General features: G+C 66.4%; 22 protein-coding genes. 8 read left to right on the top strand and 14 right to left on the bottom strand.

What is annotated here, in order from left to right:
- The first annotated feature begins 222 nt into the window (after positions 1 to 222).
- From JFY56_RS01775 to JFY56_RS01805, 7 genes are all read left to right on the top strand, one after another.
- Positions 223 to 813, top strand: a complete 591-nt coding sequence (locus JFY56_RS01775) for an amino acid synthesis family protein (RefSeq protein WP_208311769.1) — start codon at positions 223 to 225, stop codon at positions 811 to 813.
- A gap of 26 nt (positions 814 to 839) precedes the next feature.
- Entirely contained in the window at positions 840 to 1,673 is an 834-nt protein-coding gene (locus JFY56_RS01780) for an alpha/beta fold hydrolase (protein WP_208311770.1), read from the top strand.
- Positions 1,670 to 3,151 carry an aldehyde dehydrogenase gene (locus JFY56_RS01785; protein ID WP_208311771.1) on the top strand — a complete coding sequence of 494 codons (1,482 nt, stop codon included), beginning with the start codon at positions 1,670 to 1,672 and terminating at the stop codon, positions 3,149 to 3,151. The genes JFY56_RS01780 and JFY56_RS01785 overlap by 4 nt, the downstream gene beginning before the upstream one ends.
- A gap of 13 nt (positions 3,152 to 3,164) precedes the next feature.
- On the top strand, positions 3,165 to 3,650 hold the full coding sequence (locus JFY56_RS01790; RefSeq protein WP_208311772.1) for a flavin reductase family protein: 486 nt from the start codon (positions 3,165 to 3,167) through the stop codon (positions 3,648 to 3,650).
- A 269-nt stretch (positions 3,651 to 3,919) separates the two neighbouring features.
- Positions 3,920 to 4,309 (top strand): carboxymuconolactone decarboxylase family protein, encoded by a 390-nt coding sequence (locus JFY56_RS01795; protein ID WP_208311773.1) that lies wholly within the window; start codon positions 3,920 to 3,922, stop codon positions 4,307 to 4,309.
- 81 nt (positions 4,310 to 4,390) lie between these two features.
- Positions 4,391 to 5,143 (top strand): GntR family transcriptional regulator, encoded by a 753-nt coding sequence (locus JFY56_RS01800; protein ID WP_208311774.1) that lies wholly within the window; start codon positions 4,391 to 4,393, stop codon positions 5,141 to 5,143.
- A 4-nt stretch (positions 5,144 to 5,147) separates the two neighbouring features.
- Entirely contained in the window at positions 5,148 to 5,711 is a 564-nt protein-coding gene (locus tag JFY56_RS01805; RefSeq protein ID WP_208311775.1) for an NUDIX hydrolase, read from the top strand.
- A 267-nt stretch (positions 5,712 to 5,978) separates the two neighbouring features.
- Here the strand turns inward: JFY56_RS01805 and JFY56_RS01810 are convergent, their stop codons facing one another.
- The 4 genes from JFY56_RS01810 to JFY56_RS01825 form a co-directional block, all read right to left on the bottom strand.
- Positions 5,979 to 7,214, bottom strand: a complete 1,236-nt coding sequence (locus tag JFY56_RS01810) for an OprD family porin (protein WP_236032438.1) — start codon at positions 7,212 to 7,214, stop codon at positions 5,979 to 5,981.
- Between the two features lie 290 nt (positions 7,215 to 7,504).
- A complete protein-coding gene (catA, locus tag JFY56_RS01815; protein WP_208311777.1) occupies positions 7,505 to 8,437 on the bottom strand; it encodes a catechol 1,2-dioxygenase in 933 nt (310 codons plus the stop codon).
- Positions 8,438 to 8,484: 47 nt separating this feature from the next.
- Positions 8,485 to 8,775, bottom strand: coding sequence for a muconolactone Delta-isomerase (gene catC, locus JFY56_RS01820; protein WP_208311778.1), 291 nt, complete (start codon positions 8,773 to 8,775; stop codon positions 8,485 to 8,487).
- 26 nt (positions 8,776 to 8,801) lie between these two features.
- Entirely contained in the window at positions 8,802 to 9,923 is a 1,122-nt protein-coding gene (locus JFY56_RS01825; protein ID WP_208311779.1) for a muconate cycloisomerase family protein, read from the bottom strand.
- Positions 9,924 to 10,073: 150 nt separating this feature from the next.
- Between JFY56_RS01825 and JFY56_RS01830 the strand changes: the two genes are divergently transcribed.
- Positions 10,074 to 10,946, top strand: a complete 873-nt coding sequence (locus JFY56_RS01830) for a LysR family transcriptional regulator (RefSeq protein ID WP_208311780.1) — start codon at positions 10,074 to 10,076, stop codon at positions 10,944 to 10,946.
- A gap of 5 nt (positions 10,947 to 10,951) precedes the next feature.
- Here the strand turns inward: JFY56_RS01830 and JFY56_RS01835 are convergent, their stop codons facing one another.
- The 10 genes from JFY56_RS01835 to JFY56_RS01880 form a co-directional block, all read right to left on the bottom strand.
- A complete protein-coding gene (locus tag JFY56_RS01835; RefSeq protein WP_208311781.1) occupies positions 10,952 to 12,169 on the bottom strand; it encodes a benzoate/H(+) symporter BenE family transporter in 1,218 nt (405 codons plus the stop codon).
- 56 nt (positions 12,170 to 12,225) lie between these two features.
- Positions 12,226 to 13,566, bottom strand: a complete 1,341-nt coding sequence (locus tag JFY56_RS01840; protein ID WP_208311782.1) for an MFS transporter — start codon at positions 13,564 to 13,566, stop codon at positions 12,226 to 12,228.
- A 207-nt stretch (positions 13,567 to 13,773) separates the two neighbouring features.
- A complete protein-coding gene (locus tag JFY56_RS01845) occupies positions 13,774 to 14,550 on the bottom strand; it encodes a 1,6-dihydroxycyclohexa-2,4-diene-1-carboxylate dehydrogenase (protein WP_208311783.1) in 777 nt (258 codons plus the stop codon).
- Positions 14,551 to 14,653: 103 nt separating this feature from the next.
- A complete protein-coding gene (benC, locus tag JFY56_RS01850; RefSeq protein ID WP_208311784.1) occupies positions 14,654 to 15,667 on the bottom strand; it encodes a benzoate 1,2-dioxygenase electron transfer component BenC in 1,014 nt (337 codons plus the stop codon).
- A gap of 10 nt (positions 15,668 to 15,677) precedes the next feature.
- Positions 15,678 to 16,166 (bottom strand): benzoate 1,2-dioxygenase small subunit, encoded by a 489-nt coding sequence (gene benB, locus JFY56_RS01855; protein WP_208311785.1) that lies wholly within the window; start codon positions 16,164 to 16,166, stop codon positions 15,678 to 15,680.
- On the bottom strand, positions 16,166 to 17,542 hold the full coding sequence (gene benA / locus JFY56_RS01860) for a benzoate 1,2-dioxygenase large subunit (RefSeq protein WP_208311786.1): 1,377 nt from the start codon (positions 17,540 to 17,542) through the stop codon (positions 16,166 to 16,168). Before benA ends, benB begins: the two co-directional genes overlap by 1 nt.
- A gap of 222 nt (positions 17,543 to 17,764) precedes the next feature.
- Complete coding sequence (locus JFY56_RS01865) at positions 17,765 to 18,721, bottom strand: AraC family transcriptional regulator (RefSeq protein ID WP_208312489.1); 957 nt, start codon at positions 18,719 to 18,721, stop codon at positions 17,765 to 17,767.
- Between the two features lie 301 nt (positions 18,722 to 19,022).
- Complete coding sequence (locus JFY56_RS01870) at positions 19,023 to 20,594, bottom strand: methyltransferase regulatory domain-containing protein (protein ID WP_208311787.1); 1,572 nt, start codon at positions 20,592 to 20,594, stop codon at positions 19,023 to 19,025.
- Positions 20,595 to 20,706: 112 nt separating this feature from the next.
- Positions 20,707 to 24,375, bottom strand: a complete 3,669-nt coding sequence (locus JFY56_RS01875) for a translocation/assembly module TamB domain-containing protein (protein WP_208311788.1) — start codon at positions 24,373 to 24,375, stop codon at positions 20,707 to 20,709.
- Positions 24,372 to 26,096 (bottom strand): autotransporter assembly complex protein TamA, encoded by a 1,725-nt coding sequence (locus JFY56_RS01880; protein WP_236032388.1) that lies wholly within the window; start codon positions 26,094 to 26,096, stop codon positions 24,372 to 24,374. The genes JFY56_RS01875 and JFY56_RS01880 overlap by 4 nt, the downstream gene beginning before the upstream one ends.
- Positions 26,097 to 26,132: the final 36 nt, after the last annotated feature.

A 26,132-nucleotide genomic window follows, 5' to 3' on the forward strand; every position in this document is an offset into this window, starting at 1 on the left:
TTCCAGCCCGCATGTCGGGCTGAACTAATCAATGAAGCCCAACGAGTCCGCGCACGCTGGAGTGCGCCGGGACGTTGGGCTTCGCTGCGCTCAGCGCCAACCTACGGAGCTACGCGACCTTCCGTCGCCATGCCCTCGGCCTTCCCTGCACCTGCCTCTTGCATATTCAATATTATGGTATACCATCAGACAGCAAGAGATTTCCCCAACCAGGAGAGCCCAATGAGCTTCGAAATCCGCAAGATCGTCAGCTACGTGGAAGAGACCTTCATCGAAGGTGGCAAGGCCGCCGAGAAGCCGGTGACCATGGTCGGTCTGGCCGTGGTGCTCAAGAACCCGTGGCTGGGCCGTGGCTTCGTCGAAGACCTCAAGCCGGAGATCAGGGCCAACTGCTCCGACCTCGGCGCCATGATGGTCGAGCGCCTGACCGCCGCCATCGGCGGTGCTGCCAGGATCGAAGCCTACGGCAAGGCTGCCGTGGTCGGCGCCGACGGCGAGATCGAACATGCCTCCGCCGTGATCCACACCCTGCGCTTCGGCAACCACTACCGCCAGGCGGTGAACGCCAAGAGCTACCTGAGCTTCACCAACAAGCGCGGCGGCCCGGGCACCTCGATCCAGATCCCGATGATGCACAAGGACGACGAAGGCCTGCGCTCCCACTACATCACCCTGGAAATGCAGATCGAGGACGCACCGCGCGCCGACGAGATCATCGTCGTGCTGGGCGCCGCCGACGGTGGCCGCCTGCACCCGCGCATCGGCAACCGCTACATCGATCTGGAAGAACTGGCCGCCGAGCAGGCCCAGTGATCCCAAGGCTTGTGCAGGAGCGCTCCATGATACGGCTCACCGCTGAACGCACCCCGGCCGGCACCAGTTACCTGGCGACCGGCCAAGGCCACCCCGTGGTGCTGATCCACGGCGTCGGCCTGAACAAGGAAATGTGGGGTGGCCAGATCGTCGGCCTGGCCCCGCAGTTCCAGGTCATCGCCTACGACATGCTCGGCCATGGCGCCAGTCCGCGCCCCGAAGCGGGCACCGGTCTGCTGGGCTACGCCGAGCAGTTGCGCGAGCTGCTGGAGCACCTCGGCGTGGCCCAGGCCACGGTGATCGGCTTCTCCATGGGCGGCCTGGTGGCGCGGGCCTTCGCCCTGCACTACCCGCAGCATCTCGAAGGGCTGGTGATCCTCAACAGCGTGTTCAACCGCAGCGCCGAGCAGCGCGCCGGTGTCATCGAACGCACCCGCCAGGCCGCCGAACACGGTCCGGACGCCAACGCCGAGGCGGCCCTGTCGCGCTGGTTCAGCCGCGAGTACCAGGCAGCCAATCCGGCGCAGATCGCCGCCATCCGCCAGACCCTTGCCAGCAACGATCCGCAGGGCTATCTGACTACCTATGAGCTGTTCGCCACCCAGGACATGTACCGCGCCGACGACCTCGGCAGCATCAAGGTGCCGACCCTGGTCGCCACCGGCGAACTGGACCCGGGCTCGACGCCCGAGATGGCCCGGCAACTCGCCGAGCGTATTCCCGGCGCCCAGGTGGCGGTGCTCGACGAGCAGCGGCACATGATGCCGGTGGAGTCGCCGCGCCTGGTCAACCAGGTGTTGCTGGACTTCCTCCTGCAGGCACAGAGCTTCCAGAACCAAGCAAAGGGGATCGTCGCATGACGCTCGCACGCTTCCAGATGTGCATCGACGGCCAGTGGGTCGATGCGCTCTCCGGCAAGACCTTCCAAAGCCTCAACCCGGCGCTGGCCGAGCCCTGGGCGGAACTGCCCGATGCCGACGAAGCGGATGTCGAGCGCGCCGTGCGGGCTGCCCAAGCTGCCTTCGAGAATCCGGCCTGGCGCGGTCTCAGCGCCACCGCACGGGGCAAACTGCTGCGCCGGCTGGGCGACCTGATCGCCGAAAACAAGGAACACCTGGCCCAGCTGGAAAGCCGCGACAACGGCAAGCTGATCCGCGAGACCCGCGGCCAGGTCGGTTACCTGCCGGAATTCTTCCACTACACCGCCGGTCTGGCGGACAAGCTCGAAGGCGGCACCCTGCCCCTCGACAAGCCGGACCTGTTCGCCTACACGGTGCACGAACCGCTGGGCGTGGTGGCCGGGATCATTCCGTGGAACAGCCCGCTGTATCTCACCGCGATCAAGCTGGCCCCGGCACTGGCCGCCGGCAACACCATCGTGCTGAAGCCGTCCGAGCATGCCTCCGCGACCATCCTCGAACTGGCTCGTCTCGCCTTGGAGGCCGGCATTCCGGCGGGCGTGGTCAACGTGGTCACCGGCTTCGGCCCGAGCACTGGCGCTGCTCTCACCCGCCATCCGCTGGTGCGCAAGATCGCCTTCACCGGCGGCGCCGCCACCGCGCGTCACGTGGTGCGCAGCAGCGCGGAGAACTTCGCCAAGCTGTCGCTGGAACTGGGCGGCAAGTCGCCCAACATCATCTTCGCCGATGCCGACCTGGACAGCGCCATCAACGGCGCCGTGGCCGGCATCTATGCCGCCTCCGGGCAGAGCTGCGTGGCCGGCTCGCGCCTGCTGGTGCAGGACGGCATCTACGACGAGTTCGTCGAGCGCCTGGTGGAGCGCGCCCAGCGCATCCGCATCGGCAACCCGCAGGACGACGCCAGCGAGATGGGCCCGATGGCCACCGCGCAGCAACTGGCCGTGGTCGAGGGCCTGGTGGCCGACGCCATCGCCGAAGGTGCGCGCCTGCGCATGGGCGGCAAGCGCCCCGAGGTGGACGGCAACGGCTGGTACTACGAGCCGACCCTGTTCGAGTGCGACCGCAACTCGATGAAGATCATGCAGGAAGAAGTCTTCGGCCCGGTAGCCTCGGTGATCCGCTTCAAGGACGAGGCCGAAGCGCTGGCCATCGCCAACGACTCGCAGTTCGGCCTCGCCGCCGGCATCTGGACCCGCGACCTCGGCCGCGCCCACCGCATGGCCCGCGACATCCGCTCCGGGATCATCTGGGTCAACACCTACCGCGCGGTTTCGGCCATGGCGCCCATCGGCGGTTTCCACAACAGCGGCTACGGCCGCGAGAGCGGCATCGATTCGGTGCTGGCCTACACCGAGCTGAAAACGGTGTGGATCAACCTCTCGCAGGCACCGATGCCCGACCCCTTCGTGATGCGCTGAGAGGAGTTGCGAAATGATCGAACCCGGAATCTACAAAGAAGTGATGGGCTCCTTCCCCTCCGGCGTCACGGTGGTCACCACCCTGGACGCGGACGGCGAGATAGTCGGCATCACCGCCAGCGCCTTCAGCGCCCTGTCCATCGACCCGGCGCTGGTGCTGTTCTGCCCCAACTACGGCTCCGACACCTATCCGATACTGCGCGACAGCAAGCAGTTCGCCATCCACCTGCTCTGCTCGGACCAGCAGGCCGAAGCCTATGCCTTCGCCAAAAAAGGCAAGGACAAGGCGCAGGGCATCGAATGGCACCTGAGCGAACTGGGCAACCCGTTGCTGACCAAGGCCACCGCCATCATCGAATGCGAGCTGTGGCGCGAATACGACGGCGGCGACCACGCGATCATCGTCGGCGCGGTGAAGAACCTGATTCTGCCCAAGGACGAGGTGACGCCCATGGTCTACCACCGCGGCAAGCTCGGCGCGCTGCCGGAGATTGCCTGATTCCCTTGCAGGGCCGCTCGTCCCTACCCGAGGCGGCGGCCCTTTTTTATAGCCATCGTTCCCGCGCTCCCGCATAGCGTCGGAAATGAATCTCGGCGCCGGGATTCCCTCACCCCAACCCTCTCCCAGAGGGAGAGGAGGCAGATCGGCGCGGGATCGTGTGCCGTGCCAACTAGCAACTCCGAACAGTCCCCTCTCCCCCGGGAGAGGGTTAGGGTGAGGGGAAAACAGGCAGTAGCTCCCGCAGGCAGAACGATAGAGGTACAACAATGAGCAACGAGAAATACGAAAAAGGCCTGCAGATCCGCACCCAGGTGCTGGGCGAAGCCTACGTGAGCAAGTCGATCCAGAACGCCGACGATTTCACCCGCCCCCTGCAGGAACTGGTCACCGAGTACTGCTGGGGCCACGTCTGGGGCCGGGAGGGTTTGTCGCTGAAAGAACGCAGCATGATAAACTTGGCGATGATTTCGGCACTCAACCGGCCGCACGAGTTGAAGCTGCACATTCGTGGCGCCCTGCGTAACGGCCTGTCCCGGGAGCAGATCCGCGAGATCCTCCTGCAAGTCGGCATCTACTGTGGTGTGCCGGCGGCAGTGGACAGCTTCCGCATCGCCCGCGAAGCCTTCGCCGAGGCGGATGCCGAGGCCCAGGGTTGATTGCCGCCGCTACTCGATGATGGAGCACCCTCTGGTGCTCCTTCGTTTTACTACGGACAGCCATAACCAGAGCCGGATCACATGAAACGCTTGCCCCTCGACGACAGCTTCAAGGTCAACCGCAACCCCGTCACCCTGCGCGAGATCGTCCTCGACAAGCTGCGGGGCGCCATCCTGAACTTCCAGCTGCTGCCGGGCGACCGTCTGGTGGAACGCGACCTCTGCGACCGACTCGGCGTCAGCCGCACCTCGGTGCGCGAGGCGCTACGCCATCTGGAGTCCGAGGGGCTGGTGGAATTCGCCGACGCCAAAGGCCCGCGCGTGGCCATCATCACCCTGGAAGACGCCTGCGACATCTACGAGCTGCGCTGCGTGCTCGAAGGGCTGATCGTCCAGCTGTTCACCCTCAACGCCAAGGCCAAGGACATCCGCGCGCTGGAAAAGGCCCTGGCGGAAAACCGCAAGGCTCTGGAAGAAGGCGACCTGCAGCAGGTGCTGGAGTCCGTGCAAGGCTTCTACGACGTGCTGCTGGAAGGCTCCGGCAACCACATCGCCGCCACCCAGCTGCGCCAGTTGCAGGCCCGCATCAGCTACCTGCGCGCCACCTCGGTGTCCCAGCAGAACCGCCGCGGCGCCAGCAACGCGGAAATGGAAAAAATCGTCGAGGCCATCAAGAGCGGCGACCCGCTGGCCGCGCACCAGGCCTCGGTGGACCACGTCCGCGCCGCCGCCAAGGTGGCGCTGGACTACCTCAAGTCCAAGCAGGACGAGCCGGGCAAGGTGCGCGACATCGCCGTCCCCATCGCCCTCAAGGAACCGCGCATAGGACGCTGACGCCATGGCCGACCCGCGCTTCTGTCCCGGTTGTGGTAGCGGCAACCTGAGCCGCCAGTGTCCCCAGGGGGATACCCACGAAAGGCTGGTGTGCGCGGGCTGCGGCTACGTCCATTACGTCAACCCGAAGATCATCGCCGGCTGCATCATCGAGCGCGACGGCAAGTACCTGCTCTGCCAGCGCGCGATCCCGCCGCGCCCCGGCACCTGGACCCTGCCCGCAGGGTTCATGGAAAGCGGAGAAACCACCGAGGAAGCGGCCCTGCGCGAAGTCTGGGAAGAGAGCGGCGTGCGCGCCGACATCGTCTCGCCCTACTCCATCTTCAGCGTGCCGAAGATCAGCGAGGTGTACATCATCTTCCGCGCCACCGTGGTGGAAGAGACCGGCCAGCACGGCCCGGAAACCCTCGACTACCGCTTCTTCGCACCCGAGGAAATTCCCTGGGACAGCATCTACTACCCGGCCATCCGGCAGATCCTCGAACGCTACATCGAGGAACGCCGGGCCGGGGTGTACGGCATCTACATGGGCAACGACGACACTGGGAAGATTCATTTCATCCGCTGACCGTAGGTTGGCGCTGAGCGCAGCGAAGCCCAACATCCGGGAGCTAATCCCGACAAGAGCTTCGCGGGCATGGCCCGCTCCTACGAGTTGCAATGCCCACCGTAGGTTGGCGCTGAGCAACGCGAAGCCCAACATCACCATCGTTGGGCTTCACTGCGTTCAGCACCAACCTACGCGGGTTCTGGCCCAGCTACTGTAGTTACGTAGGATGGGTTGAGCGAAGCGATACCCATGATGCCAACAATCGACGATGGGAAGCTGGAAGCCTCAGAACAACTTCCACGTGTAGTTGAACACCAGCCGGTTCTCGTCGATATCCGTCCGGTAATTCGACCGCGCCATGACGTTGCGCACCCGCACGTTCAGCCCCGCCAGCGGGCCGCTTTGCACGGTGTAGCCGATGTCCAGGTCGCGTTCGCGGTCCTTGCCTTCGAAGCCCTGGCCGGTGTCGACGTTGTCGCCGGTGATGTAGCGCAGGGTGCTGGTCAATCCCGGCAGGCCGAGGGCGGTGAAGTCGTAGTCGTAGCGCACCTGCCAGGAGCGCTCGTCGGCGAAGGCGAACTCGTAGGTCGGCACTTCGTTGCCCAGCGGGCTGACGTTGGCGAAGACGCGCGGGAACGAGCTGTCGCCGTAGATGCCCTGGTAGCCGACGTAGAAGGTATGGGCGCCGCGCTTGGCCGAGAGCAGCGAGTAGAACGCCTGGTTGTCGATCCGGCCGAGCAGCTTCTTGCCGTCCTCGTCGGCATCGAAGTAACCGAGATTGGCGCCCAGTACCCAGTTGCCCACCGGCTGCGCGTGCTTCAGGCCGAGGAAGCGCTGCGCGTAGATATCCTCCAGTTGCCCGTAATAGGCGCTGGCAACCGTGCGCTTGTCGTTGAACGCATAGTCGCCGCCAGCGTAGTTGAAGGCATCGGCGCTGGCCTGGCGCTGCGGCACGTGGCCGAGTATCGCCTGCATCTTGTCGTCGCCGCCTTCGTTGCGCAGGTGCGTGGACGTCAGGTGCCCGCCCTGCAGGGTCAGCCCGCCAATTTCGTTGGAAACGATGCTCGCGCCCTGGTAGCTCGGCGGCAGCAGGCGGATATCGCTGAAGGTCAGCACCGGCAGGTTCGGCTGCAGCTCGCCGACTTTCAGTTCGGTCTTCGAGAAGCGCGCCTTCGCTGCTACGCCGAGACGGCTGTAGTCGTCGGCGGCGCGGCCGTCTTCCTTGACCGGCAGCAGGCCGGTGTTGACCCGGTCAGGACTGCTGTCGAGCTTGATGCCGAGCAGGCCGATGGCGTCGAGGCCGAAGCCGACCGGGCCCGGCGTGTAGCCCGACTGGAAGTTGAGGATGAAGCCCTGCGCCCACTCCTCCGCCTTCGACTGCTGGTTGGCGCCGACGATGTCGGAGTAGTCGCGGCTGAAGTAGTAGTTGCGCAGCTGGAGGGTCGCGCTGGAACCCTCGATCAGGCCCTCGGCCGCCGCCACGGACTGGGCGAGACCGGCGCTGACGCCGGCGGTCACCATGACGCAGGTGATGCACGCATTGGTTTTCATATCGTCGCTCTTGTTTTTATTAGGACAAACGATCCCCTGCCGAGCGACCGAAAGCCGCGGCATACGCAGGACAGGAATCGATTTCTTGCCGGCGGCGGGACGCTCCTGGTTCTGCTCCGCGTCCCGCAGGCGGTCATTGTCTTCGGCGACCGCCCCGGCCCGGCCGGTCGCCTGCATCGCTACGGTTCGCTCGTCGCGTCCCGTTCCACCTCAATGGCCTGCCGCCAGGGCGGCGGCAGGTTGTTACTTGCCAACCAACCTCAGGCGCCTTGCACCTGCAGCGCGCGCGGACGATGGCTGCGCTGCTCGTCATCGGCGTCGGCGGCCTTCTGCAGCTGGAAGCTGAACTCCAGCTCGGCATAACGGCCGGACACGCCGCGCGCGCCGTCCTCGCGGAACGCTATTTCACCGACCAGACCGTCGCGGGTGGCGTAGGCGAAGTCGTCCCACAGGTACTTGTCGCCGGACAGGTTGATCTGGGTGGTCAGGTGACGGTAGCCCGGCGCCGAGATGAAGAAGTGGATGTGCGCCGGACGCTGGCCGTGGCGGCCGAGCTGGTCGAGGCATTCCTGGGTCGGACCTTCCGGGTTGCAGCCGTAGCCGGACGGCACGATGCTGCGGGCGCGGTAGCGGCCTTCGGCGTCGGTGACGATGCGGCGGCGCAGGTTGTACTCGGACTGGCTCTGGTCGAAGTAGGAGTAGTTGCCCTTGGTGTTGGCGTGCCACAGGTCGACGATGGCGCCGGCGACCGGCTTGCCGTCGAGGTCCAGCACCTGGCCTTCGAGGAACATGGTGGTGGCGACGCTCTCTTCGCTGCCGTCGTCCATGCGCGTCTCGCCCTGGGCGATCGGCGCGCCGGCCACATACAGCGGGCCTTCGATGGTGCGCGGGGTGCCGCCGGTCTGGCCGGCCAGCTCATCGCGGGCGTCCTGCAGCAGGTCGAGGAAATGCTCGATGCCCAGGCCGGCCACCAGCAGGCCGGCTTCGTTCCTGCCGCCCAGGCGGTTCAGGTAGTCCACCGCGGTCCAGAATTCGTCGTCGGTGACTTCCAGGTCTTCGATGATCTTCGCGGTGTCCTGCAGGATGCGCAGGACGATGCGCTTCAGGCGCGGGCTGCCCTGGTCGTTGCCGAAGCCGGCGGCTTCTTCGAAGAACTTCTGGATGTCGGCAGTGTGGGAAATCTTCACGGTCATGATGGCTTGCCTCTTGTTTTTATCCGGTGGTGTTCAGGTGGTGAGAATCAACGGTCGTCGGAGTGGATCGACGACGGATGGCGGCAGAGCCCGTCGATCTCGATATCCATGTAGGGGAACAGCGGCAGTTGCATCAGCGTGTCGTGCAGCTCCTCGACGCTGGCGAGGTCGAACACGCTGTAGTTCGCGTAGTGCCCGGCGATGCGCCACAGGTGACGCCACTTGCCCTCGTGCTGCAGACGTTGGGCGAGTTCCTTCTCGTCGGCCTTGAGCTGGGCAGCCCTGGCCGGGTCCATGTCGACCGGCAGCTTCACGGTCATCTTCACGTGGAACAGCATCGGTTTTCTCCTTTATCGGACGGTTATCAGTGGCGACGGAAGCGCGCCAGGCGCTCTTCGTCGAGGGTCAGGCCAAGGCCGGGGGTACGCGGCACGTGCAGCTGGAAGTCGCGGTAGACCGGCGCCTCGGTGACGATTTCCTCGGTCAGCAGCAGCGGGCCGAACAGTTCGGTGTGCCAGGTCAGCCTGTTCAGGGTGACGAAGGCATGGGCGGAAGCCAGGGTGCCGACGGCGCCTTCCAGCATGGTGCCGCCGTACAGGGCGATACCGGCCGCCTCGGCGATCTGCGCGGTGCGCAGCACGGCACGCGGGCCGCCGTTCTTGGCGATCTTCAGGGCGAACACGCTGGCCGCGCCGTCGGCGGCGAGGCTGAAGGCGTCCTCGACGCTCTCGATGGATTCGTCGGCCATGATCGGCGCCGGGCTGCGCTGGTTCAGGCGGATCTGGCCGCCACGGTTGATCCGCGAGATCGGCTGTTCGATCAGGTCGATGCCGTTCTCGCCGAGCACCTGGCAGCCGCGGATGGCCTGGGATTCGTCCCAGTACTGGTTGACGTCGACGCGCACGCTGGCGTGGTCGCCGAGGGCCTTCTTGATCGCGACGACGTGCTTGAGGTCCTGCTCCAGCGGGTTGGCGCCGATCTTCAGCTTGAAGATGCGGTGGCGGCGGATTTCCAGCATGTGTTCGGCTTCGGCGATATCCCGCGCGGTGTCGCCGGAAGCCAGGGTCCAGGCCACTTCCAGGCTGTCGCGCACGCGGCCGCCGAGCAGTTCGCTGACCGGCAGGCCGAGGCGCTTGCCCTGGGCGTCGAGCAGCGCGCTTTCGATGCCGGACTTGGCGAAGGTGTTGCCCTTGGCGATCTTGTCCAGCTTCTGCATGGCCGCGTTGATGTTGCCGGCTTCCAGGCCGATCAGCGCCGGCGCCAGGTGGCTGTCGATGTTCTGCTTGATGCTTTCCGGGCTTTCGTTGCCGTAGGCCAGGCCGCCGATGGTGGTCGACTCGCCGATGCCTTCGATGCCATCCGAGCAGCGCAGGCGGATGATCACCAGGGTCTGGTTCTGCATGGTGTGCATCGCCAGCTTGTGCGGGCGGATGGTCGGCAGGTCGACGATGATCGACTCAAGGCTTTCGATGACGGCGCTAGGCATGTTTCGTATTCCGACGTTGTGGTCCCGGCAACCGGGGCGGACCCAGCTTGCGATACCTTTTGGGTTATTTTCTTTCTGGCCCAAGGATTGCGCTACAAAGGCCGTGGAGTCCAATATCACCTCAGTCTGATTCCATACCCTGGAGGTATCATGGAGCTGAGACACCTGCGCTACTTCAGGGAAGTCGCGGAAACCCTCAACTTCACCCGCGCGGCGGAGCGCCTGCACATCGCCCAGCCGCCACTCAGCCGGCAGATCCAGCAGCTCGAAGACCTGCTCGGCGTGGAGCTGCTGGAGCGCAGCCGCCCGCTGCGCCTGACCGAGGCCGGGCGCTTCTTCTACGAGCAGAGCGGCACCCTGCTGCAGCAGCTCGACAGCATCTGCGACAGCACCCGCCGCATCGGCCGTGGCCAGCGCCAGTGGCTGGGCATCGGCTTCGCCCCGTCGACCCTGTACGACGTGCTGCCGGAGCTGATCCGCCAGCTGCGCGCCGACACCGAACTGGAACTCGGCCTGCAGGAAATGACCACCCTGCAGCAGGTTGAGGCGCTGAAGAGCGGGCGCATCGACATCGGCTTCGGCCGCATCCGCATCGACGATCCCATGATCCTCCAGCAGGTGCTCAGCGAAGACCCGCTGGTCGCCGCGCTGCCCACCGGGCATCCGCTGCTCGGCCGGCCGGTCAGCCTGGAGGAGCTGTCGCGGGAAGCCTTCGTGCTCTACCCGGCCAACCCGCGGCCGAGCTACGCCGACCACGTCCTCGCGCTGTTCGCCAACCATGGCCTGAGCATCCGCGTGGCGCAGTGGGCCAACGAGCTGCAGACCGCCATCGGCCTGGTCGCCGCCGGCCTCGGCGTGGCACTGGTGCCGGGCTCGGTGCAGCAGCAGCACCGCCCGGACATCGGCTACGTGCCGGTGCTGGAACCGGAGGCGGTATCGCCGATCATCCTCAGCCGCCGCGCCGGCGATGTCAGCGCCCTGGTGCAGCGCTGCCTGGAGCTGATCGAACAGGCGCGGGGCTAGATTCATCAGCGCCCTGCGCCGTCCTTCGCTGCGGGCCACTCCTGCGCTGCCGACCTGGGCAGCCGTGCGCGCATCAGGAAGTGCGCGCCAAGGCCGAACACCAGCCCCCAGAACGCCGCCGACAGGCCGAGGAAGGACACCCCGGAAGCGGTGACCAGGAAGGTGAACAGCCCGGCATCGCGTTCCGCCGGCACCGCCGCGCTGCGGGTCAGCGCCTCGCTGATGGCGCCGAACAGGGCGAGGCCGGCCAGCGCGGCGATCAGCTCGGCCGGGAACGCGGCGAACAGCGACACCAGCGTCGCCCCGCCGATGCCGAACGCCAGATACAAAACACTCCCGGACAGCGCCGCCACATAGCGGCGCTGCGGGTCTTCGTGAGCCTCGGCGCTGGTGCACAGGCTGGCAGTAACCGCCGCCAGGTTCAGGCCATGGCAGCCGAATGGCGCCAGCAGCGCACCGCCCAACGCACTGGCGCTGACGAGGGGGCTGGCCGGCGTCTGGTAGCCGGCGTTGCGCAGCACCGCCATGCCCGGCATGAACTGCCCGGTGAGCGCTACCAGCACCAGCGGCAGCGCCAGGTTGAGGGTGGCGTGCAGGCTGAATTCGGGGGCGATCCATTGTGGCGTGGCGAGGCCGAACACCAGCGCCTCGCTGCGGAATCCGCCACCGAGCACGGTGACAAGCAGGCCGACCAGCAGCACCGCCATCACCGCGTAGCGCGGCATCAGGCGGCGCATCGCCACGTAGACCGCGAACATCGCAAACACCAATACCGGCTGGGCCGGCAGCGAGCGGAACACCTGGGCGCCGAAGCTGAACAGGATGCCGGCCTGCATGCCGGCGGCGATGGAGCCCGGCAGGCGGGCGATAATGCGGTCGAAGGCGCCGCTGATGCCGATCGCCAGCAGGATCAGGTTGGCCACCAGATAGGCGCCGATGGCCTGGTTCAGGCCGATCTCCGGCAGCATGGACACCAGCAGCGCCGAACCGGGGATCGACCAGGCGACCACCACCGGCACCCGGTAGCGCAGGCTGAGCAGGATGCCCAGCGCCGCGCTGCCGATGGAAATCGCCCAGACCCAGGACGACAGCAGTTCGTGGGACAGCTTGGCGCTGTCCGCCGCCTGGAAGATGATCACCAGCGGCCCGGCGTAGGAAATCAGCGTGGCGATCATCCCCGCGATCACGGCGGACAAGGAGCAATCACGCAGCAGAGCTTTCATGGAACCTCGCTGGATGCGGGAGCGAACCCGGCGGATTCGCTCCCGGATGGAGCCGGTCAGGCTTTCGCCGCCAGCAGCGCGCCCTCGGCCGACTGGCTGCGCTGGGCGCTGATGAGGAACACGGTCATCGCCAGCGCGGCGATGGCGCCGGGAATGGCGAAGGCCATGAAGTTGAGTTGCAGCGGCAGGTTGATGCCCATCAGCGCGCCGCCCAGCAGCGGGCCGACGATGGCGCCGTTGCGGCCGATGCCGGAGGCCCAGCCGAGGCCGGTGGAGCGCACCGACAGGCCGTAAAACTGCGCGGCGCCGGCGTACAGCAGGATCTGCGTGCCGATGGTGGTGGCGCCGGCGACGAAGATCAGCAGGTAGAGCAGCGGCATCGGGCTGTTGAAGCCGAGCAGGCTGATCGACGCGGCGGCGGCGATGAAGAAGGCCACCGTCACCTTGGTCAGGTTGTAGCGATCGCCCAGCCAGCCGCCGAGGATGGCCCCGGCCATGCCGCCGAAGTTCAGCGCGAGCAGGAACGACAGGCTGGAACCGAGGCTGTAGCCGGCACCCGCCATCAGCTTCGGCAGCCAGGAACTCAGCGCGTAGACCATCAGCAGGCAGCAGAAGAACGCCACCCAGATGCTCAGGGTGCGCACACCACGGCCTTCGCGGAACAGTTCGAGAGCCGAGACGCTGCCACCCTTGGATTCGCTCATCACCAGTTGTTCGTCGCCCTTCAGCGCGAGACCGGGATCGATGCGTTGCAGCAGCTCGCGGGCCTGCTGCGTGCGCCCCTGACGGACGAGGAAGCCGACCGATTCCGGCAGATACCAGAGGATCAGCGGCAGCAGGAGCAGCGGTACGGCGGCAGCGAAGAACATCGCCTCCCAGCCGAAGCGCGGCAGCATGTAGATGCCCACGCCAGCCGACAGCATGCCGCCCAGCGAATAGCCGCTGAACATGACCGCCACCAGCGTGCTGCGCAGGCGCTTGGGCGCGTACTCGTTCATCAGCGCCACGGCGTTGGGCATCAGGCCGCCGCAGCCGAGGCCGGCGATGAAGCGGCAGATGCCGAACTCGGTCGGGCTGCTGGCGAAGCCGTTGACGATGGTGGCGCTGGAGAACAGCGCGAAGCAGATGGCGATGCCCTTCTTGCGCCCGATCCTGTCGGCCAGGGTGCCGAACACCAGCGCGCCGAACATCATGCCGAACAGCGCATAGCTGCCGAGCGCGCCGGCCTGCAGGGGCGTCAGGCCCCATTCCTTCATGATCACCGGCAGGACCACGCCATAGATGAACAGGTCGTAGCCGTCGAAGATCAGCAACAGCGCGCACCAGAGCATCACCATCCAGTGAAATCGGGTGAAGCGCGCGTTGTCGATGGTCTGGTTTACGTCGATTTTTCGCATGGCATCTGTCTCTTGTTTTTGTTGTGTAGAAAACCGCTCTAAATGACTGCGGATGCTTTTGGCTGCCTTGCTCCCCTCACCCTAACCCTCTCCCAGAGGGAGAGGGGACTGTCTGGAGTTGACGGCTGGCACGTCGTACGCCCCAACGCCGTTGTGCCCCCTCTCCCTCTGGGAGAGGGCTGGGGTGAGGGAGCCCGAGGCCAGGATTCAGCCGAGATCCCCACCACCCACCGGCAACGTGACGCCGGTGATGTAGGAGGCTTCGTCCGAGGCGAGGAAGAGGATCGCGCCGGCCTGTTCGTCGATGCTTCCGTAGCGTTTCATCAGGCTGCTTTCGACGGTCTGGTCGACGATCTGCTGGTACCAGACCTTCTCCTGCGCGCTCTGCTCGGCGCCGTTGCGCGGGATACGGCGCGGGGGCGCCTCGGTGCCGCCCGGTGCGGTGGCGTTGACGCGGATGCCACGTTCGGCAGTCTCGAAGGCCAGGCAGGCGGTCAGCGCATTCACCCCGCCCTTGGCCGCTCCGTAGGGCACGCGATTCACCCCACGGGTGGCGATGGAGGACACGTTGACGATGGCGCCGCTGCCCTGCTCCAGCATCGGCACCAGCGCGGCGCGGCAGCACCACAGGGTGGGGAACAGCGAGCGGCGTACCTCCGCCTCGATCTCGTGTTCCTCGTAGTGCTCGAACGGCTTGGCCCAGATGGTGCCGCCGACGTTGTTGATCAGGATGTCCAGCCGGCCGAATGCCTGCACGGCCTGGGAGACCACACGCTCGCACTCGGCGAAGCGTTCCAGGTCGGCGGTCAGGGTCAGCACCTTGCCGTCCCGGCCCGGGTGGTCGAGCAGTTCGTGGACCAGCTCGGAGCGGTCCACCGCCACCAGCCGCGCGCCCTCTTCCACCAGCCGCTCGGCGACGCGGCGGCCGATGCCCTGGGCGGCGCCGGTGACCAGGGCGACCTTGTTTTCGAATCGTTGAGTCATGGCAACCTCGTTGCGAATGGGTGTACGGCCGTAGGGCGGGTGAAACCCGCCATTCGCGTTTGGGTTGGCGGGTTGCACCCGCCCTACGGTATGTCGCGCAGGCTCAGGCCGCGCTCGCCGCAAACTTCTCGTAATAGAAATTCGCCGGCTGGATGCCCTGTTCGCGGATGTACTGGCTGACCGCCTCGACCATCGGCGGCGGGCCGCACAGGTAGACGTCGACGTTGCCGTCGTTGAGGTGCTTCGGCTCGATGTGCTGGGTCACGTAGCCCTTCTGCGGGTAGGCGCTTTCCGGGTTGGCGACGCAGGCGCTCCAGGTGAAGTTGGGGATGCGCGCGGCGAAGTCGGCGAGCTTGTCCATTTCCACCAGGTCGAAGTCGTTGGTCACGCCGTAGATCAGGTGCAGCGGGTGCTCGCTGCCCTGCGCGGCGATCTTCTCCAGCATTGCGGTGAACGGCGCCAGGCCGGTGCCGCCGGCCAGCAGCAGCAATGGGCGCTTGATGTCGCGCAGGTAGAAACTGCCCAGCGGGCCGGCCAGGGTCATGGCATCGCCGGCCTTGGCGAGATTGGTGAGGAAGCTGCTCATCAAGCCGCCCGGCACGTTGCGGATCAGGAAGCTGACCTCGCCGTCCTTCGGCAGCGAGCTGAAGGAATAGGCGCGGGTTTCGCTGCTGCCAGGAACCTGCAGGTTGACGTACTGCCCCGGCAGGAACGCCAGCTTGCTCAGCGATTCGCCCTTGATCGACAGCGCGATGGTGCTTGCGGACAGCTGACGCACATTGCTGATGGCCGCCTCGTAGCTGGCCTGCTGGGTCTTGCACACATCCGAGGACGCCGGCACGCGCACCACGCAGTCGCTCTCGGCGCGCATCTGGCAGGTCAGGACGTAGCCCTGCTCGGCTTCCTCTTCGGTCAGGGCATCCTCGATGAAGTTGTCGCCCATGTCGTAGCGGCCGGCTTCGGCGAAGCACTTGCAGGTACCGCAGGCGCCGTCGCGGCAGTCCAGCGGGATGTTCACGCCCTGGCGATAGGCCGCGTCGGCCACGGTTTCGCCGGCATTGGCGTCAATGAAGCGGGTGACGCCGTCTTCGAAGTTCAGTGCGATATGGAAGCTCATGGCAGCCACCTCAAATGTGATAAACGTCGATGACCTGACGTACGTAGTCATTTTTGAGAACCACCTTCTTCGCCTTGATCAGCGGCTGCTCGCCGCGCACGTCGAGGGTGTAGAAGCTGGTGCCGAAGTAGCTGTCCGTCGCCTTGTAGCGGAAGCTCAGGGTGTGCCAGTTGAAGCGCAGCTTGCACAGGCCGTCGGCGACTTCGAGGATCTCGATGTTGCTGATGTTGTGCGAGGTGCGGGTGTCCGGCATGGTCGCGCTGGAGCGCTCGGTCTTGATGCGGAACACGCGGTCTTCCAGGCCGCCGCGGTTGCCGTACCAGATCAGCGAGATTTCGGTCTGCGGGTCTTCGGTCAGCTCGTCGCGGTCGTCCCAGGACGGCATCCAGAAGGTGGCGTCGGCGGCGTACAGCTCCAGCCACTCGTCCCACTGCTTGTCGTCCAGGTAGCGCGCTTCGCGGTAGAGGAAGTCGCGCACGGCTTCGTAGGAAATGCTCATCACACGGCCTCCTCTTCAACCGCTTGCAGGGGAATCTGTTTGGCTTGCTCGGCCTGCAGGGCGGCGATCATCGCCTCCTGCCAGTACTTGTGCTGCAGCACGAACAGGCCTTCATCCTCGGTGCGCACGCCGGACATCAGCGGGTGCAGGTCGATTTCCTTCGCCGCGTCGTCGGCGCCGTGGATCCAGTGCGTGGCGCCACGGGACATGTCGTTCCAGGCGGTGACGCTGCCCTGGTAGCCCTGCTGGCAGGAGCGGAATTCCTCCAGGTCGTCCGGAGTGGCCATGCCGCTGACGTTGAAGAAGTCTTCGTACTGGCGGATGCGCTGGGCGCGGGCCTCGGCGCTTTCGCCCTTCGGCGCGATGCAGTAGATGGTGATTTCCGTGCGGTTCACCGAGATCGGCCGGGCGATACGGATCTGCGAGCTGAACTGGTCCATCAGGTACACGTTCGGGTACAGGCAGAGGTTGCGCGAGTTCTGGATCATCCAGTCGGCACGGGCCTGGCCGAAGTCGCGGGCCAGTTCCTCGCGGCGCTCGAAGGCCGGACGGTCCTCCGGGTTGGCCCAGCGGGTCCAGAGCAGCAGATGGCCCTTGTCGAAGGAGTAGAAGCCGCCGCCGTTCTTGGCCCAGCCGCCAGCGCTCATGGTCTTCACTTCTTCGCCGGCGTCGCGCACCTTGCGCTGGTTCTGGGTGGCCGCGTAGTTCCAGTGCACGGAGCTGACGTGGTAGCCGTCGGCGCCGTTCTCGGCGGTGAGCTTCCAGTTGCCTTCGTAGATGTAGCTGGAGGAACCGCGCAGGACTTCCAGACCTTCCGGCGACTGGTCGACGATCATGTCGATGATCTTCGCCGACTCGCCGAGGTGCTCGACCAGCGGCGGCACGTCCGGGTTCAGGCTGCCGAACAGGAAGCCGCGATAGGACTCGAAACGGGCGACCCTGGTCAGGTCGTGGGAGCCCTCGCAGTTGAAGCCTTCCGGATAGCCGGCCTCGGCCGGGTCCTTGACCTTCAGCAGCTTGCCGGAGTTGTTGAAGGTCCAGCCGTGGAACGGGCAGGTATAGGAGGAACGGTTGCCGCTCTTGTGCCGGCAGAGCATGGCGCCCTTGTGGCTGCAGGCGTTGATGAAGGCGTTGAGGACGCCGTCCTTGTTGCGCGCGATGAAGATCGACTGGCGGCCCATCATGGTGGTCAGGAAGTCGTTCTTCTCGGGGATCTGGCTTTCGTGGGCGAGATACAGCCAGTTGCCTTCGAAGATGTGCTTCATCTCCAGGTCGAACAGGCGGGGGTCGGTGAACATCTCGCGCTTGCAGCGGTAGACGCCCTTCTCGGGGTTGTCTTCAAGCAGGGACTGAAGGTACTCGATACCCAGGGACATGGCCGGGGCCTCCGTTGTTTTTGTTCAGGCAGGGCCAGATTAGGGAGGCGCAGGGCGCGGCAATATCCGCTTTGTGCAGAGTGCTATCCGTTTTTTGCAGGGGGTGTAACAGGGGATGGATAAAGCGGAGGTGGAATGGATGGCGCAGGTGTAGGGCGGGTGAAACCCGCCGTTATTGCCGGTATGGAAATGGCGGGTTGCACCCGCCCTACGGGATGACGCTCAGCCGCGCCGCTTGAACGTCTCGGAAGGCAACTCGCCAAACTGCTGCCGGTACGCCTCGGAGAAGCGCCCGAGATGCAGGAAGCCGTAGTCCAGCGCCAGCTCGGTGACGTTGCGCACGTTGCAGCAGGGGTCGCCCAGGCTGGCATGGATGCGCTCCAGCTTCCTGTTGCGGATGTACTGCTTCGGCGTGACGCGCACATGCCGCTCGAACAGGCCGTACAGCGAACGCAGGCTCATCTGCGCCTGGCGGGCGAGCTCCTCGACGTCGATGTCCTGCTTGAGGTTGCGCGCGATGTAGTCGTCGATGCGCTCGAACGAGGCCATCGGGCTGGCCAGGCATTCGCGGCTGACATTGGTCTTCATCAGGGTGAGCATCTTGCTCGCGACGATCTGCTGGTAATGCTCCTCGATGCGCGGCAGGCGCTCGCCGGATTCGGCTTCCAGGCAGACCATCGACAGCAGGTTGACGAAGCCTTCCAGCTCGCCCAGCTGATAGCGGTTTTCCAGGAAGCGCACACCCTGGCGCGGGTGCTGCCAGCGCTGTTCGGCGCAGATCGATTCCAGCACCGCGGTGGGAATCTTGACGATGAATTTCTCGCAGTCGTCCGAGTAGGTCAGGTCGACCGGGTCGTCCGGGTTGATCAGCAGCAGCTCGCCGGGAACGAGGTAGTGCTCCTGGCGATGGCCGCGCCACAGGCAATTGCCGCGCAGGAGGATCTGCATGTGGTAGATGGTTTCCAGCGCCGGCGAGGTGACGCGCACGGCGGCGCCGTAGCTGATCCGGCAGAGGTCGAGACTGGAGAACTTGCGATGGTTGAGGCTGGCCTCGGGGCGCCCTTTCACCGGCAGGCGGATGCAGTGCGTACCGACATGCTGGTTCACATAGCCGGACACCGCGTAGGGGTCGGCATGTTCGAACACCTGGCTGCGTTCGCTCAGCAGGCGGCTTTCCATAGGCAAGGCACTCATGGCTCATTGTTGTTGTACGCCACGCTCTTCGGCGCGGCTGTCGTGTGGAACAGTCTATGCGTATCCCGCTGCGCGGGCAGGACTACGGGACCGGCGGCAGTAGAAGGCTACGGCCGGGTGCGGGAAGCGGCAATTGGACCTCCGTCGATGCGTGCGGTAACCGCACGCTTTGTCAGAACACCGCTGGGCTTCACGTAGGTTGGGCTGAGGTACGAAGCCCAACGATATGGCTGCCGGCATGTTGGGCTTCGCTGCGCTCAGCACCAACCTACGCGAAGCCCGGCGATTACAGCGTCGCCAGGCCGAACAGCTGCAATACGCGATCCAGATGCTCCTCCCTCGCCTGGCGCAGGTCGTCCGGCGCGGTCAGCCGCTCGCCGTTGCGCAGGAAGCCGAGCTGGTCCTTCTGCTCCGCCTCTTCCAGGCACTTGAGCAGATCGGCGCGGGTCCGGCTGCCGTCCAGCAGCGGCAGCAGATGGCTGGCCACCACATCCAGCGACACCGTCTCGTGCCAGGCGTTGAACACATGCGGCGTATGTCCCTCGGGCAACGCGCGGACATAGGCAACCAGCGCGGGATCGATACACGGCTTCTCGCACGGCTCCACCCTGGCCACCACCGGCTCCAGGCGGATGCGCGCCATGCCGGAGATCACCAGTTGCTCGAACAGCACGGTCAGATGGTGTTCCGCCCGCGCCGACAACGAACCGAGCTGCCTGCTCACGGCGGCCAGCAGTTCTTCCATGCCCAGGGTGTTCGGCCAGGCCTCGGTCAGCGCCACCGCCGCGCATTTCACTTCCCTGCCCTTCAGCACCAGGCTCCTGCCATTGGCATCGCCGAACGACTGCTCGCTCGGATCGAAACGCGGCTCGCCGCTCAGGCACGGCAGATGGGCGGCCAGGTGCAGCGTGCGCAGGCCGTCGCTCTGCAACTGGTAGCGAATGTCGCCGACGCGCTCCTGGCGGACCAGCAGGGACTGGCGGAAGGTACGGTTGGTGAGGAAGTCCAGGTACGCCTCCAGCAGCACCTGGCTGCCGCCGCACTCCGCCAGCAGCGGACCCTGCACGGCTGGCGCGTAGTTGCCGAGGAACATGGTGGCGGGCGTGGCGTCGGCCAGGTAGCTCAGCCCCTGCTCTTCGGCGAGCCGCACGAAGTCGCTGAAGTAGCACGGCGCATTGAACGGCTCCAGGTACTCGTGCATCAGGTAATAGTCGGAGAAGGAGTGCGCCTGCTGCTGGTATTCCTGCAGCGCCCGGCCGAGCACGCTGCCGGCATCGACGTGCTGGTGGAGGAAATCGATCATCCCCCGCGCCCGGCCGAGCTTTTCCTCGGGCGACTGGTTGGCGCGCAGGAGCATCGCATCGCGCACCAGCTCGCGCCCCTTCCAGCCGGGATAGGTGTTGTAGCTGATGTAGGCGATGCCGTCCGGGGCCAGGTTGTCCCGGCTGATGCGCAGGATCGCGTCGCGCACCGGTTCCGGCACCCAGCTGTAGACGCCGTGGCAGATGATGTAGTCGAATTCGCCGAGTTCCGCGCCCATCGTGGAGAGATCGCCGGCGATCAGCTCGACATTGCCGAGCCCCATCTGCTCCAGCTTGCGCTTGCCGAGGTCGATCTGCACCGGCGACAGGTCGATACCCACCAGCCGCGCCTGCGGATGGCGCACGGCGAAGGGGATCAGGTTGCCCGCTGAACTGCAGCCCAGCTCCAGCACCCGCGCGGTGGCGACCGCCGGGGCGCTCAGGCCGAACAGGTAGGCGATGGCCGCCAGGTGCTCCGGTGCGGTCTGCGGGAACATATAGGAATCGTACGGAACTTCGTCGTAGTACTGTTCTACCTTCTGGATGCCGTCTGACATGTCGCCTCCTTCTGACTAAGCGTCATGCAGGGTATCCGGAACCTGCCTAGCGGGGCGTCGGAACCCGGCGCGGAAATGCTTACTGATTCGACAGGTATAGACGAAAGCTCTGTCAGAAATCGCGCTTGAAGAACAGATCCAGCGAGCTGGCCAGTCCGCTGGCGGCCTCCAGGTAAAGACGCTTGGTCAGGATGTAGCGCAGGGCGATGGTGTTCGCCGGCTCGAATACCCCCACCCCGTAGCGCAGGCTGAGACGGTCGGAGAGCTGCCCGCTAGCGACCACGCTGGTGGCGTTGCCGCTGCCCTCGGTATCCAGTTGGAAGTCACGGATGCCCAACCGCTCGGCGACCTTGCCGGTAAGCGGCGCGCTGCCGGCCAGGCCGAGAGCCAGCGCCGCCTGGCCGACCACGTTGCTGTCCTCGCCGCTGCTCATCGGCCGTCCCAGCACCAGGTAGGACAGCGCCTGCTCCTGGCTCATCGCCGGCTCGGAGAACACTTCGCTGCGCGGCTGCTCGGCGTTGCCGGTCAGGCGCAGGCCGGCGATGACGTCGTCGACCTTGCGGATCGCCTCGATGTCCAGGTACGGCTGGTCGATCGGCCCGGCGAACGTCAGGCGCGCACGGCGGATGGTCAGGCGCTGGCCATAGGCGCGGTAACGCCCCTTGTTCAGCTTCAGTTCGCCACGGGTGTCGAGGTTGTCGCCGATGTGCACCTGCCCGGCCAGCTCGGCGGTCAGGCCGAAGCCGGAGAAGGCCAGCTTGTCCTGCCCCACCACGACGTCCACATCCATGGCCAGCGTGGTGGTCTTCTTCTCTTCCGCCGGGGCGCCGACGATCACCGCGTCGTCCGACACCTTGACCGTCGATGGCGGCAACTGGCGGATGGTGATGTCGCCGCGCGGCACCAGTACCTTGCCGGCAATCGCCAGCCGCTCTCCGGCCATGCGTACCGAGAGGTCCGGCTCCACCTCCAGGGTGGCGTAGGGTTCGACGGTCACCGGCAGGCGATTGCCGCGAATCGCCAGGTCGACGTCCAGGCCGCTGGCCCAGGCGATCCGCCCGGCCAGACTGCCGTTGCCCAACTGGCCGGCCTTCCAGTTGCCGCTCAGATCGACCTGTTCGCCGGCGATGCGCGCCTGCAGCTGCAACTGCTCGAAGCGGGTCGGCAGGTCGCCGCCGGAGATTTCTCCGTCGCTGAGCCGCAGATCGCCGTCTACCCGGGGCGCCAGCAGGGTTCCGGAAATCCGCCCGTTGCCGTTGAGACGGCCCTTTAGCTGCTCGACCATCGGCACGAACGGTCGCGCCACCGCCAGGTCCAGCCCGTTCAGGTTGAAGCTGCCGGACAGCGGCTTGTTCTGCGGACGCGGATCGAGCTGGGCCTGCACGTCGAGAGTGCCCAGCCCCTCGCCGCGGAAGGTCAGCCCGGTGTCGATGCGCCGGGGCGTCAGGCGGCTTTCCAGGCGCAGGCTCTGGTAGGGGAAGTCGTGCCATTCGTCCTGCTCCTTCAGGCGCAGGGTGCCGCTGCCGGCATCGAGCCGGATGTTGCCGTTGGGGCCGCTGGCGGGCAGGTCCAGCTGCACGTCGCCGTTCAGCGTGCCCTGCCAGGCGAACTCTTCCGGCAGCCAGCGCGCCAGGCTGTCCAGCGGGAAGTTGCGCAGGTGGAAGCGCAGGCGCGGATCGGGCTGCAGGCGCGAATCTTCGCCGCACAGGCTGGCGGCGCCGCTGGCCCAGCAGTGCGCGCCGAGATTCACCCGGCCATCAGCCAGCCGTTCCAGGCGCGCCGGCTGCTGCAGGCGCCAGTCCTGCCCGCCGCTCTGGATTTCGCCCTTGGCGATTTGTCCGCGCCAGTTCTTGCCATCCCAGTTGCCGGCGACATCGAGGGCCAGCACCAGCGGCTTGCCCTGCAGGTTCAGGCTGAGTTGCTGGCGTTGCAGGGTGCCCTGGGCGTTGGCGGTCAGCACGCCGAAGTTGGTCTCGCCGGAGTTCACCCCTTCGGCGCGCAGGTCCAGGCGGCCGCGTTGTTGCGCGTCGAGGTTGGCGGCAAGCGTCAGGTTGCGCACGCGCTGGTCGTCCATGCCCACTCGCCGCCCCTTCAGATCGAGCTTGCCCTGCGGCGCCTGCAGGCTGCCGGCGAGGTCCAGGCGACCGTCCAGCTGGCCGAACAGGCCAGGCCAGAGTTGCCCGAGCCGCGCCAGGGCGATGTCCAGATGCCCGGACAGGCGCTGGTCGAGGCTGGCTTCGCCACTCACCCGGTTGTCGCCGAGGCGCAGTTCCAGTCCGTCGACCTTCCACGCATCGCCCTCGCCCCTGGCGACGGTCTTGAACAGCGCCGGCTGGCCACGCAGACGACCCTGTAGATCGAGCTGGGCATCGAGGCGCAGCTTGCCGTCCTTCAGTTCGCCGCTGCTGCGCAACGGACCGCCCAGTTGGCCGGGCATCTGTTCCAGCCAGTAGGACGGGTCGAGGTCGCTCAGGGTCAGCGCGGTATCCCAGGCCAGCGTGTCGGCAAAACGCAGCTTCAGATTTCCCTCCGCCTTGCCCTGCCCGGCCCGCAATTGCAGCGACGGCAGATGCACCTGGCCGAGATCGCCGGAGACCGGGCTGGCGACGGTGAAGGCGCCGGCCGGGCCGTTGAGGGCGGCGTCGAAGTTGCCGAGGTAGTTGCCGTCGCGGTACTGCACTTCGGCCTTCAGCGTATGCAGGCTCACCGGCGGCTCGTCGATGGCCGGGTACAGGCGCCGCCAGGGGAAGTCCAGCCAGTCCAGCCGCGCGTCGGCGGCGAAGCCTTCCTCCCAGTCCAGACGGCCGTTCAGCGCCACCCGTTGCTCCGGCGTAGCCGTGAGGTCGAGGGCGGCGATATCCGCGCCCCTGGCATCGACACGGCCCTGCAGGGCCAGGGCGACGTCGCCGCCCTCCCCTGGAAGGCTGGCGCTGCCGGTCACCTTGTAGCCGCCCTGCAGGTCGCCAACGGCATCCAGCACCAGCTTGTTCAGAGTCAGGGTGTCCGGCAGGTCGGCGCTGGCCTTGAAGCCATCGGCGGTCAGGCGCGCCTTGGCCGGCAGGTTTTCGGCCAGCGGTTGCAGGTCGCCCTGCAGGCGGCCCTTGAGGTAGCCGCTGCTGTCGGCGGTCAGTTGCAGATGGCCGAGCAGTTCGCCGCTGGTCTGCAGATCGATGCTCCACGGCTTGCCGCCCGGCGCCGGCAGTTTCAGTTGCCCGCGCGCTTCCAGCGGCCAGTTGGACTGCGGCTTGAGCGTGCCGGTGAGGTTCAGCGAGAGATCGTCGCGCGCCAGCGACAGCGAGTCGATGCGCAGACCGTCGCCATCCCACTGCGCGGCGGCCTGCAGGTCCCTGAGCTGTTCGTTGCCGTCGAGGCGGAAGCTGCCCAGCCAGACCTCGCCGACCTGCAGCGACAACGGCGGCAACAGTTCCGGCAGGCTGATCGGCCCGGACGATTCCTCCGCCGGGGTATCCGGCAGGTCCAGCTCGACCCGCTCGGCGCGCAGCTTGTCCAGGCACAGGGTGCGGCGCAGCAGGCAGGATGGCGACCAGTCCAGCTCCGGCTTGTCCAGTTGCAGGCGCGTATCGGCGTTGGCCCATTGCACGCTGCGGGCGCTCCAGTGGCCGCCGAGACGGCCCTGGAATTCCTCGACATCCAGCCCCGGCACGCGTCCCAGCGCCCAGCGGCTGCCGGTCTCGCTGCCGAGGATCAGGCCGATTGCCAGCGCCAGCAGGAGCAGCAGGCAGAGCACCGCCCCGGCAAAAATCAACAGCGCGCGCTTCACAGCTCTGGCCCCATGGAGAAGTGGATACGGAAGCCGCCGCCCTCATCCAGGCCGTTGGCGAGGTCGAGGCGCAGCGGGCCGACCGGCGAGACCCAGCGCACGCCGATGCCGACGCCGGTCTTGATCGACGGCGCGCTGAGCGAATCGAAGGCGTTGCCCTCGTCGATGAAGGCCGCCACGCGCCAGCGTTCGGCAATCGGGTACTGGTACTCGACGCTGCCGGCGACCATGTAGCGGCCACCGATCTTGTTGTCCTCGGAATCCTCCGGCGACAGGGTCTGATAATCGTAGCCGCGCACGCTCTGGTCGCCGCCGGCGTAGAAGCGCAGCGACGGCGGGATCACGTCGAAATCGTTGGTGGCGATGCCGCCGACCTGCACCCGGCCGAGCAGGCGATGACCGCCGAGGAAGCTGGTCACGCCCTTGGCCAGGGCGCTGACGTGGACGAGGTCGGCGTCGGACAACGCCCCCTCCTTGGCGCCCTTTACGGCGAACTGCAGGCGATAGCCGCGCGATGGATCGACCTTGTTATCAGCCTGCAGGATCGACCAGCCAATGCCCGGCATGAGGAAGGTACTCAGGCCGGAATCGTCGCCGAGCTTGAATTCCTCGTGCTGCCAGTTCAGCGAGATCGCCCGCTGCCAGCCGCTGTCCAGCTTGTGCTGCCACTCGCCGCCGAGGGTCAGCAGCTTGCTTTCGGTGTCCACCAGGTCCTCGAACTGGTAGCCGCCGGTGAAGCGCAGCTTGTCGGTGAGCGGCGGATCGAGCGGTATCTCGTACCAGGTGCCGACGTTCTGCCGGGGCGCGGACAGTTCCATCTCGGCACCCAGGCTGTGGCCCTGGGGGTTGAGCCAGTGGCGCGTCCAGTTGAAGCGGGCGCGCGGGCCGACGTCGGTCGAGAAGCCCAGGCCGACGCCCATGCTGCGCGGCTTGCGCGCGGTGAGCTGGACATTCACCGGGATCACTTCGCCCTGTGCCAGGGTCGGCGCCGAGTCGACCCGCACGCCGTCGAAATAGCCGCTGGACTGCAACGCCTGGTTGAGGTCGGCGATCAGCTCAGAGTCGTAGGGTTCGCCGGCCTTGAACGGCACCATGCGCTGCAGCAGCTCCTCGTCGAACGGATGGTCGCCGCTGAAGGTCACCGCGCCCAGGCTGTAGCGCGGCCCGCTGGCGTAGATCAGCTCGATGTCGGCCACGCCGGCCTGCGGATCGACGCTCAACTTCTGGCTGGTGAACTGCCCACGGAAGAAACCGAAGCGCGACGCCTGGTTCTCGATCAGCCGCTTGGCGTCCTCGTAGATACCATGGTTGAGCTGCGCGCCCGGCTTGAGCTCGTCGCCGTCCGGCACGCGGAAGCTCTTCAGCCGCGCCGCCGGCCCTTCCACGCGGATGACCACCGAACGCAGCCGCACCGGCTCGCCAAGGGTGACGCTGATGCGCAGGGTCGGCTCCTTGCCATCGCGCACGCGGGCGCGGATGCGTGCCTGGTAGTAGCCAAGCGCCTGGGCGGCCTTGCGCGCGCTGTCCTCGGCGGTGCGGCGGAAGCGGCGCAGGGACTGTTCATCACGCTCGCCAACGCTGCCCACATAGGCCTCGATATTGGCCTTGAGCGCGGAATTGGCGGGGGTGATTCGAACATCGAGACGGCTTTCCGCAAGGGCTGCATTGATGAACAGCAGGCCCGCCAGCGTCAGCCAGGGCAATCCGTTGACGACTCTCATGGCCGCAAATGCTAGCACGAGCATTCGTAGGTTGGC

This window comes from Pseudomonas schmalbachii, assembly GCF_017589465.1.
GTDB classification, from domain to species: domain Bacteria; phylum Pseudomonadota; class Gammaproteobacteria; order Pseudomonadales; family Pseudomonadaceae; genus Pseudomonas; species Pseudomonas schmalbachii.

Excerpts from the sequence above, each read along its gene's own strand:
- JFY56_RS01845 (WP_208311783.1), bottom strand. The coding sequence starts at position 14,550 with ATGACTCAACGATTCGAAAACAAGGTCGCCCTGGTCACCGGCGCCGCC.
- JFY56_RS01865 (WP_208312489.1), bottom strand. The coding sequence starts at position 18,721 with ATGGAAAGCCGCCTGCTGAGCGAACGCAGCCAGGTGTTCGAACATGCC.
- JFY56_RS01800 (WP_208311774.1), top strand. The coding sequence starts at position 4,391 with ATGAAACGCTTGCCCCTCGACGACAGCTTCAAGGTCAACCGCAACCCC.
- JFY56_RS01835 (WP_208311781.1), bottom strand. The coding sequence starts at position 12,169 with ATGAAAGCTCTGCTGCGTGATTGCTCCTTGTCCGCCGTGATCGCGGGG.
- catC (WP_208311778.1), bottom strand. The coding sequence starts at position 8,775 with ATGCTGTTCCACGTGAAGATGACCGTGAAGCTGCCGGTCGACATGGAC.
- JFY56_RS01880 (WP_236032388.1), bottom strand. The coding sequence starts at position 26,096 with ATGAGAGTCGTCAACGGATTGCCCTGGCTGACGCTGGCGGGCCTGCTG.
- JFY56_RS01805 (WP_208311775.1), top strand. The coding sequence starts at position 5,148 with ATGGCCGACCCGCGCTTCTGTCCCGGTTGTGGTAGCGGCAACCTGAGC.
- JFY56_RS01790 (WP_208311772.1), top strand. The coding sequence starts at position 3,165 with ATGATCGAACCCGGAATCTACAAAGAAGTGATGGGCTCCTTCCCCTCC.
- JFY56_RS01810 (WP_236032438.1), bottom strand. The coding sequence starts at position 7,214 with ATGGTGACCGCCGGCGTCAGCGCCGGTCTCGCCCAGTCCGTGGCGGCG.
- benA (WP_208311786.1), bottom strand. The coding sequence starts at position 17,542 with ATGTCCCTGGGTATCGAGTACCTTCAGTCCCTGCTTGAAGACAACCCC.
- JFY56_RS01795 (WP_208311773.1), top strand. The coding sequence starts at position 3,920 with ATGAGCAACGAGAAATACGAAAAAGGCCTGCAGATCCGCACCCAGGTG.
- JFY56_RS01830 (WP_208311780.1), top strand. The coding sequence starts at position 10,074 with ATGGAGCTGAGACACCTGCGCTACTTCAGGGAAGTCGCGGAAACCCTC.
- JFY56_RS01775 (WP_208311769.1), top strand. The coding sequence starts at position 223 with ATGAGCTTCGAAATCCGCAAGATCGTCAGCTACGTGGAAGAGACCTTC.
- JFY56_RS01785 (WP_208311771.1), top strand. The coding sequence starts at position 1,670 with ATGACGCTCGCACGCTTCCAGATGTGCATCGACGGCCAGTGGGTCGAT.
- JFY56_RS01840 (WP_208311782.1), bottom strand. The coding sequence starts at position 13,566 with ATGCGAAAAATCGACGTAAACCAGACCATCGACAACGCGCGCTTCACC.
- JFY56_RS01870 (WP_208311787.1), bottom strand. The coding sequence starts at position 20,594 with ATGTCAGACGGCATCCAGAAGGTAGAACAGTACTACGACGAAGTTCCG.
- benC (WP_208311784.1), bottom strand. The coding sequence starts at position 15,667 with ATGAGCTTCCATATCGCACTGAACTTCGAAGACGGCGTCACCCGCTTC.
- JFY56_RS01825 (WP_208311779.1), bottom strand. The coding sequence starts at position 9,923 with ATGCCTAGCGCCGTCATCGAAAGCCTTGAGTCGATCATCGTCGACCTG.
- benB (WP_208311785.1), bottom strand. The coding sequence starts at position 16,166 with ATGAGCATTTCCTACGAAGCCGTGCGCGACTTCCTCTACCGCGAAGCG.
- JFY56_RS01780 (WP_208311770.1), top strand. The coding sequence starts at position 840 with ATGATACGGCTCACCGCTGAACGCACCCCGGCCGGCACCAGTTACCTG.
- catA (WP_208311777.1), bottom strand. The coding sequence starts at position 8,437 with ATGACCGTGAAGATTTCCCACACTGCCGACATCCAGAAGTTCTTCGAA.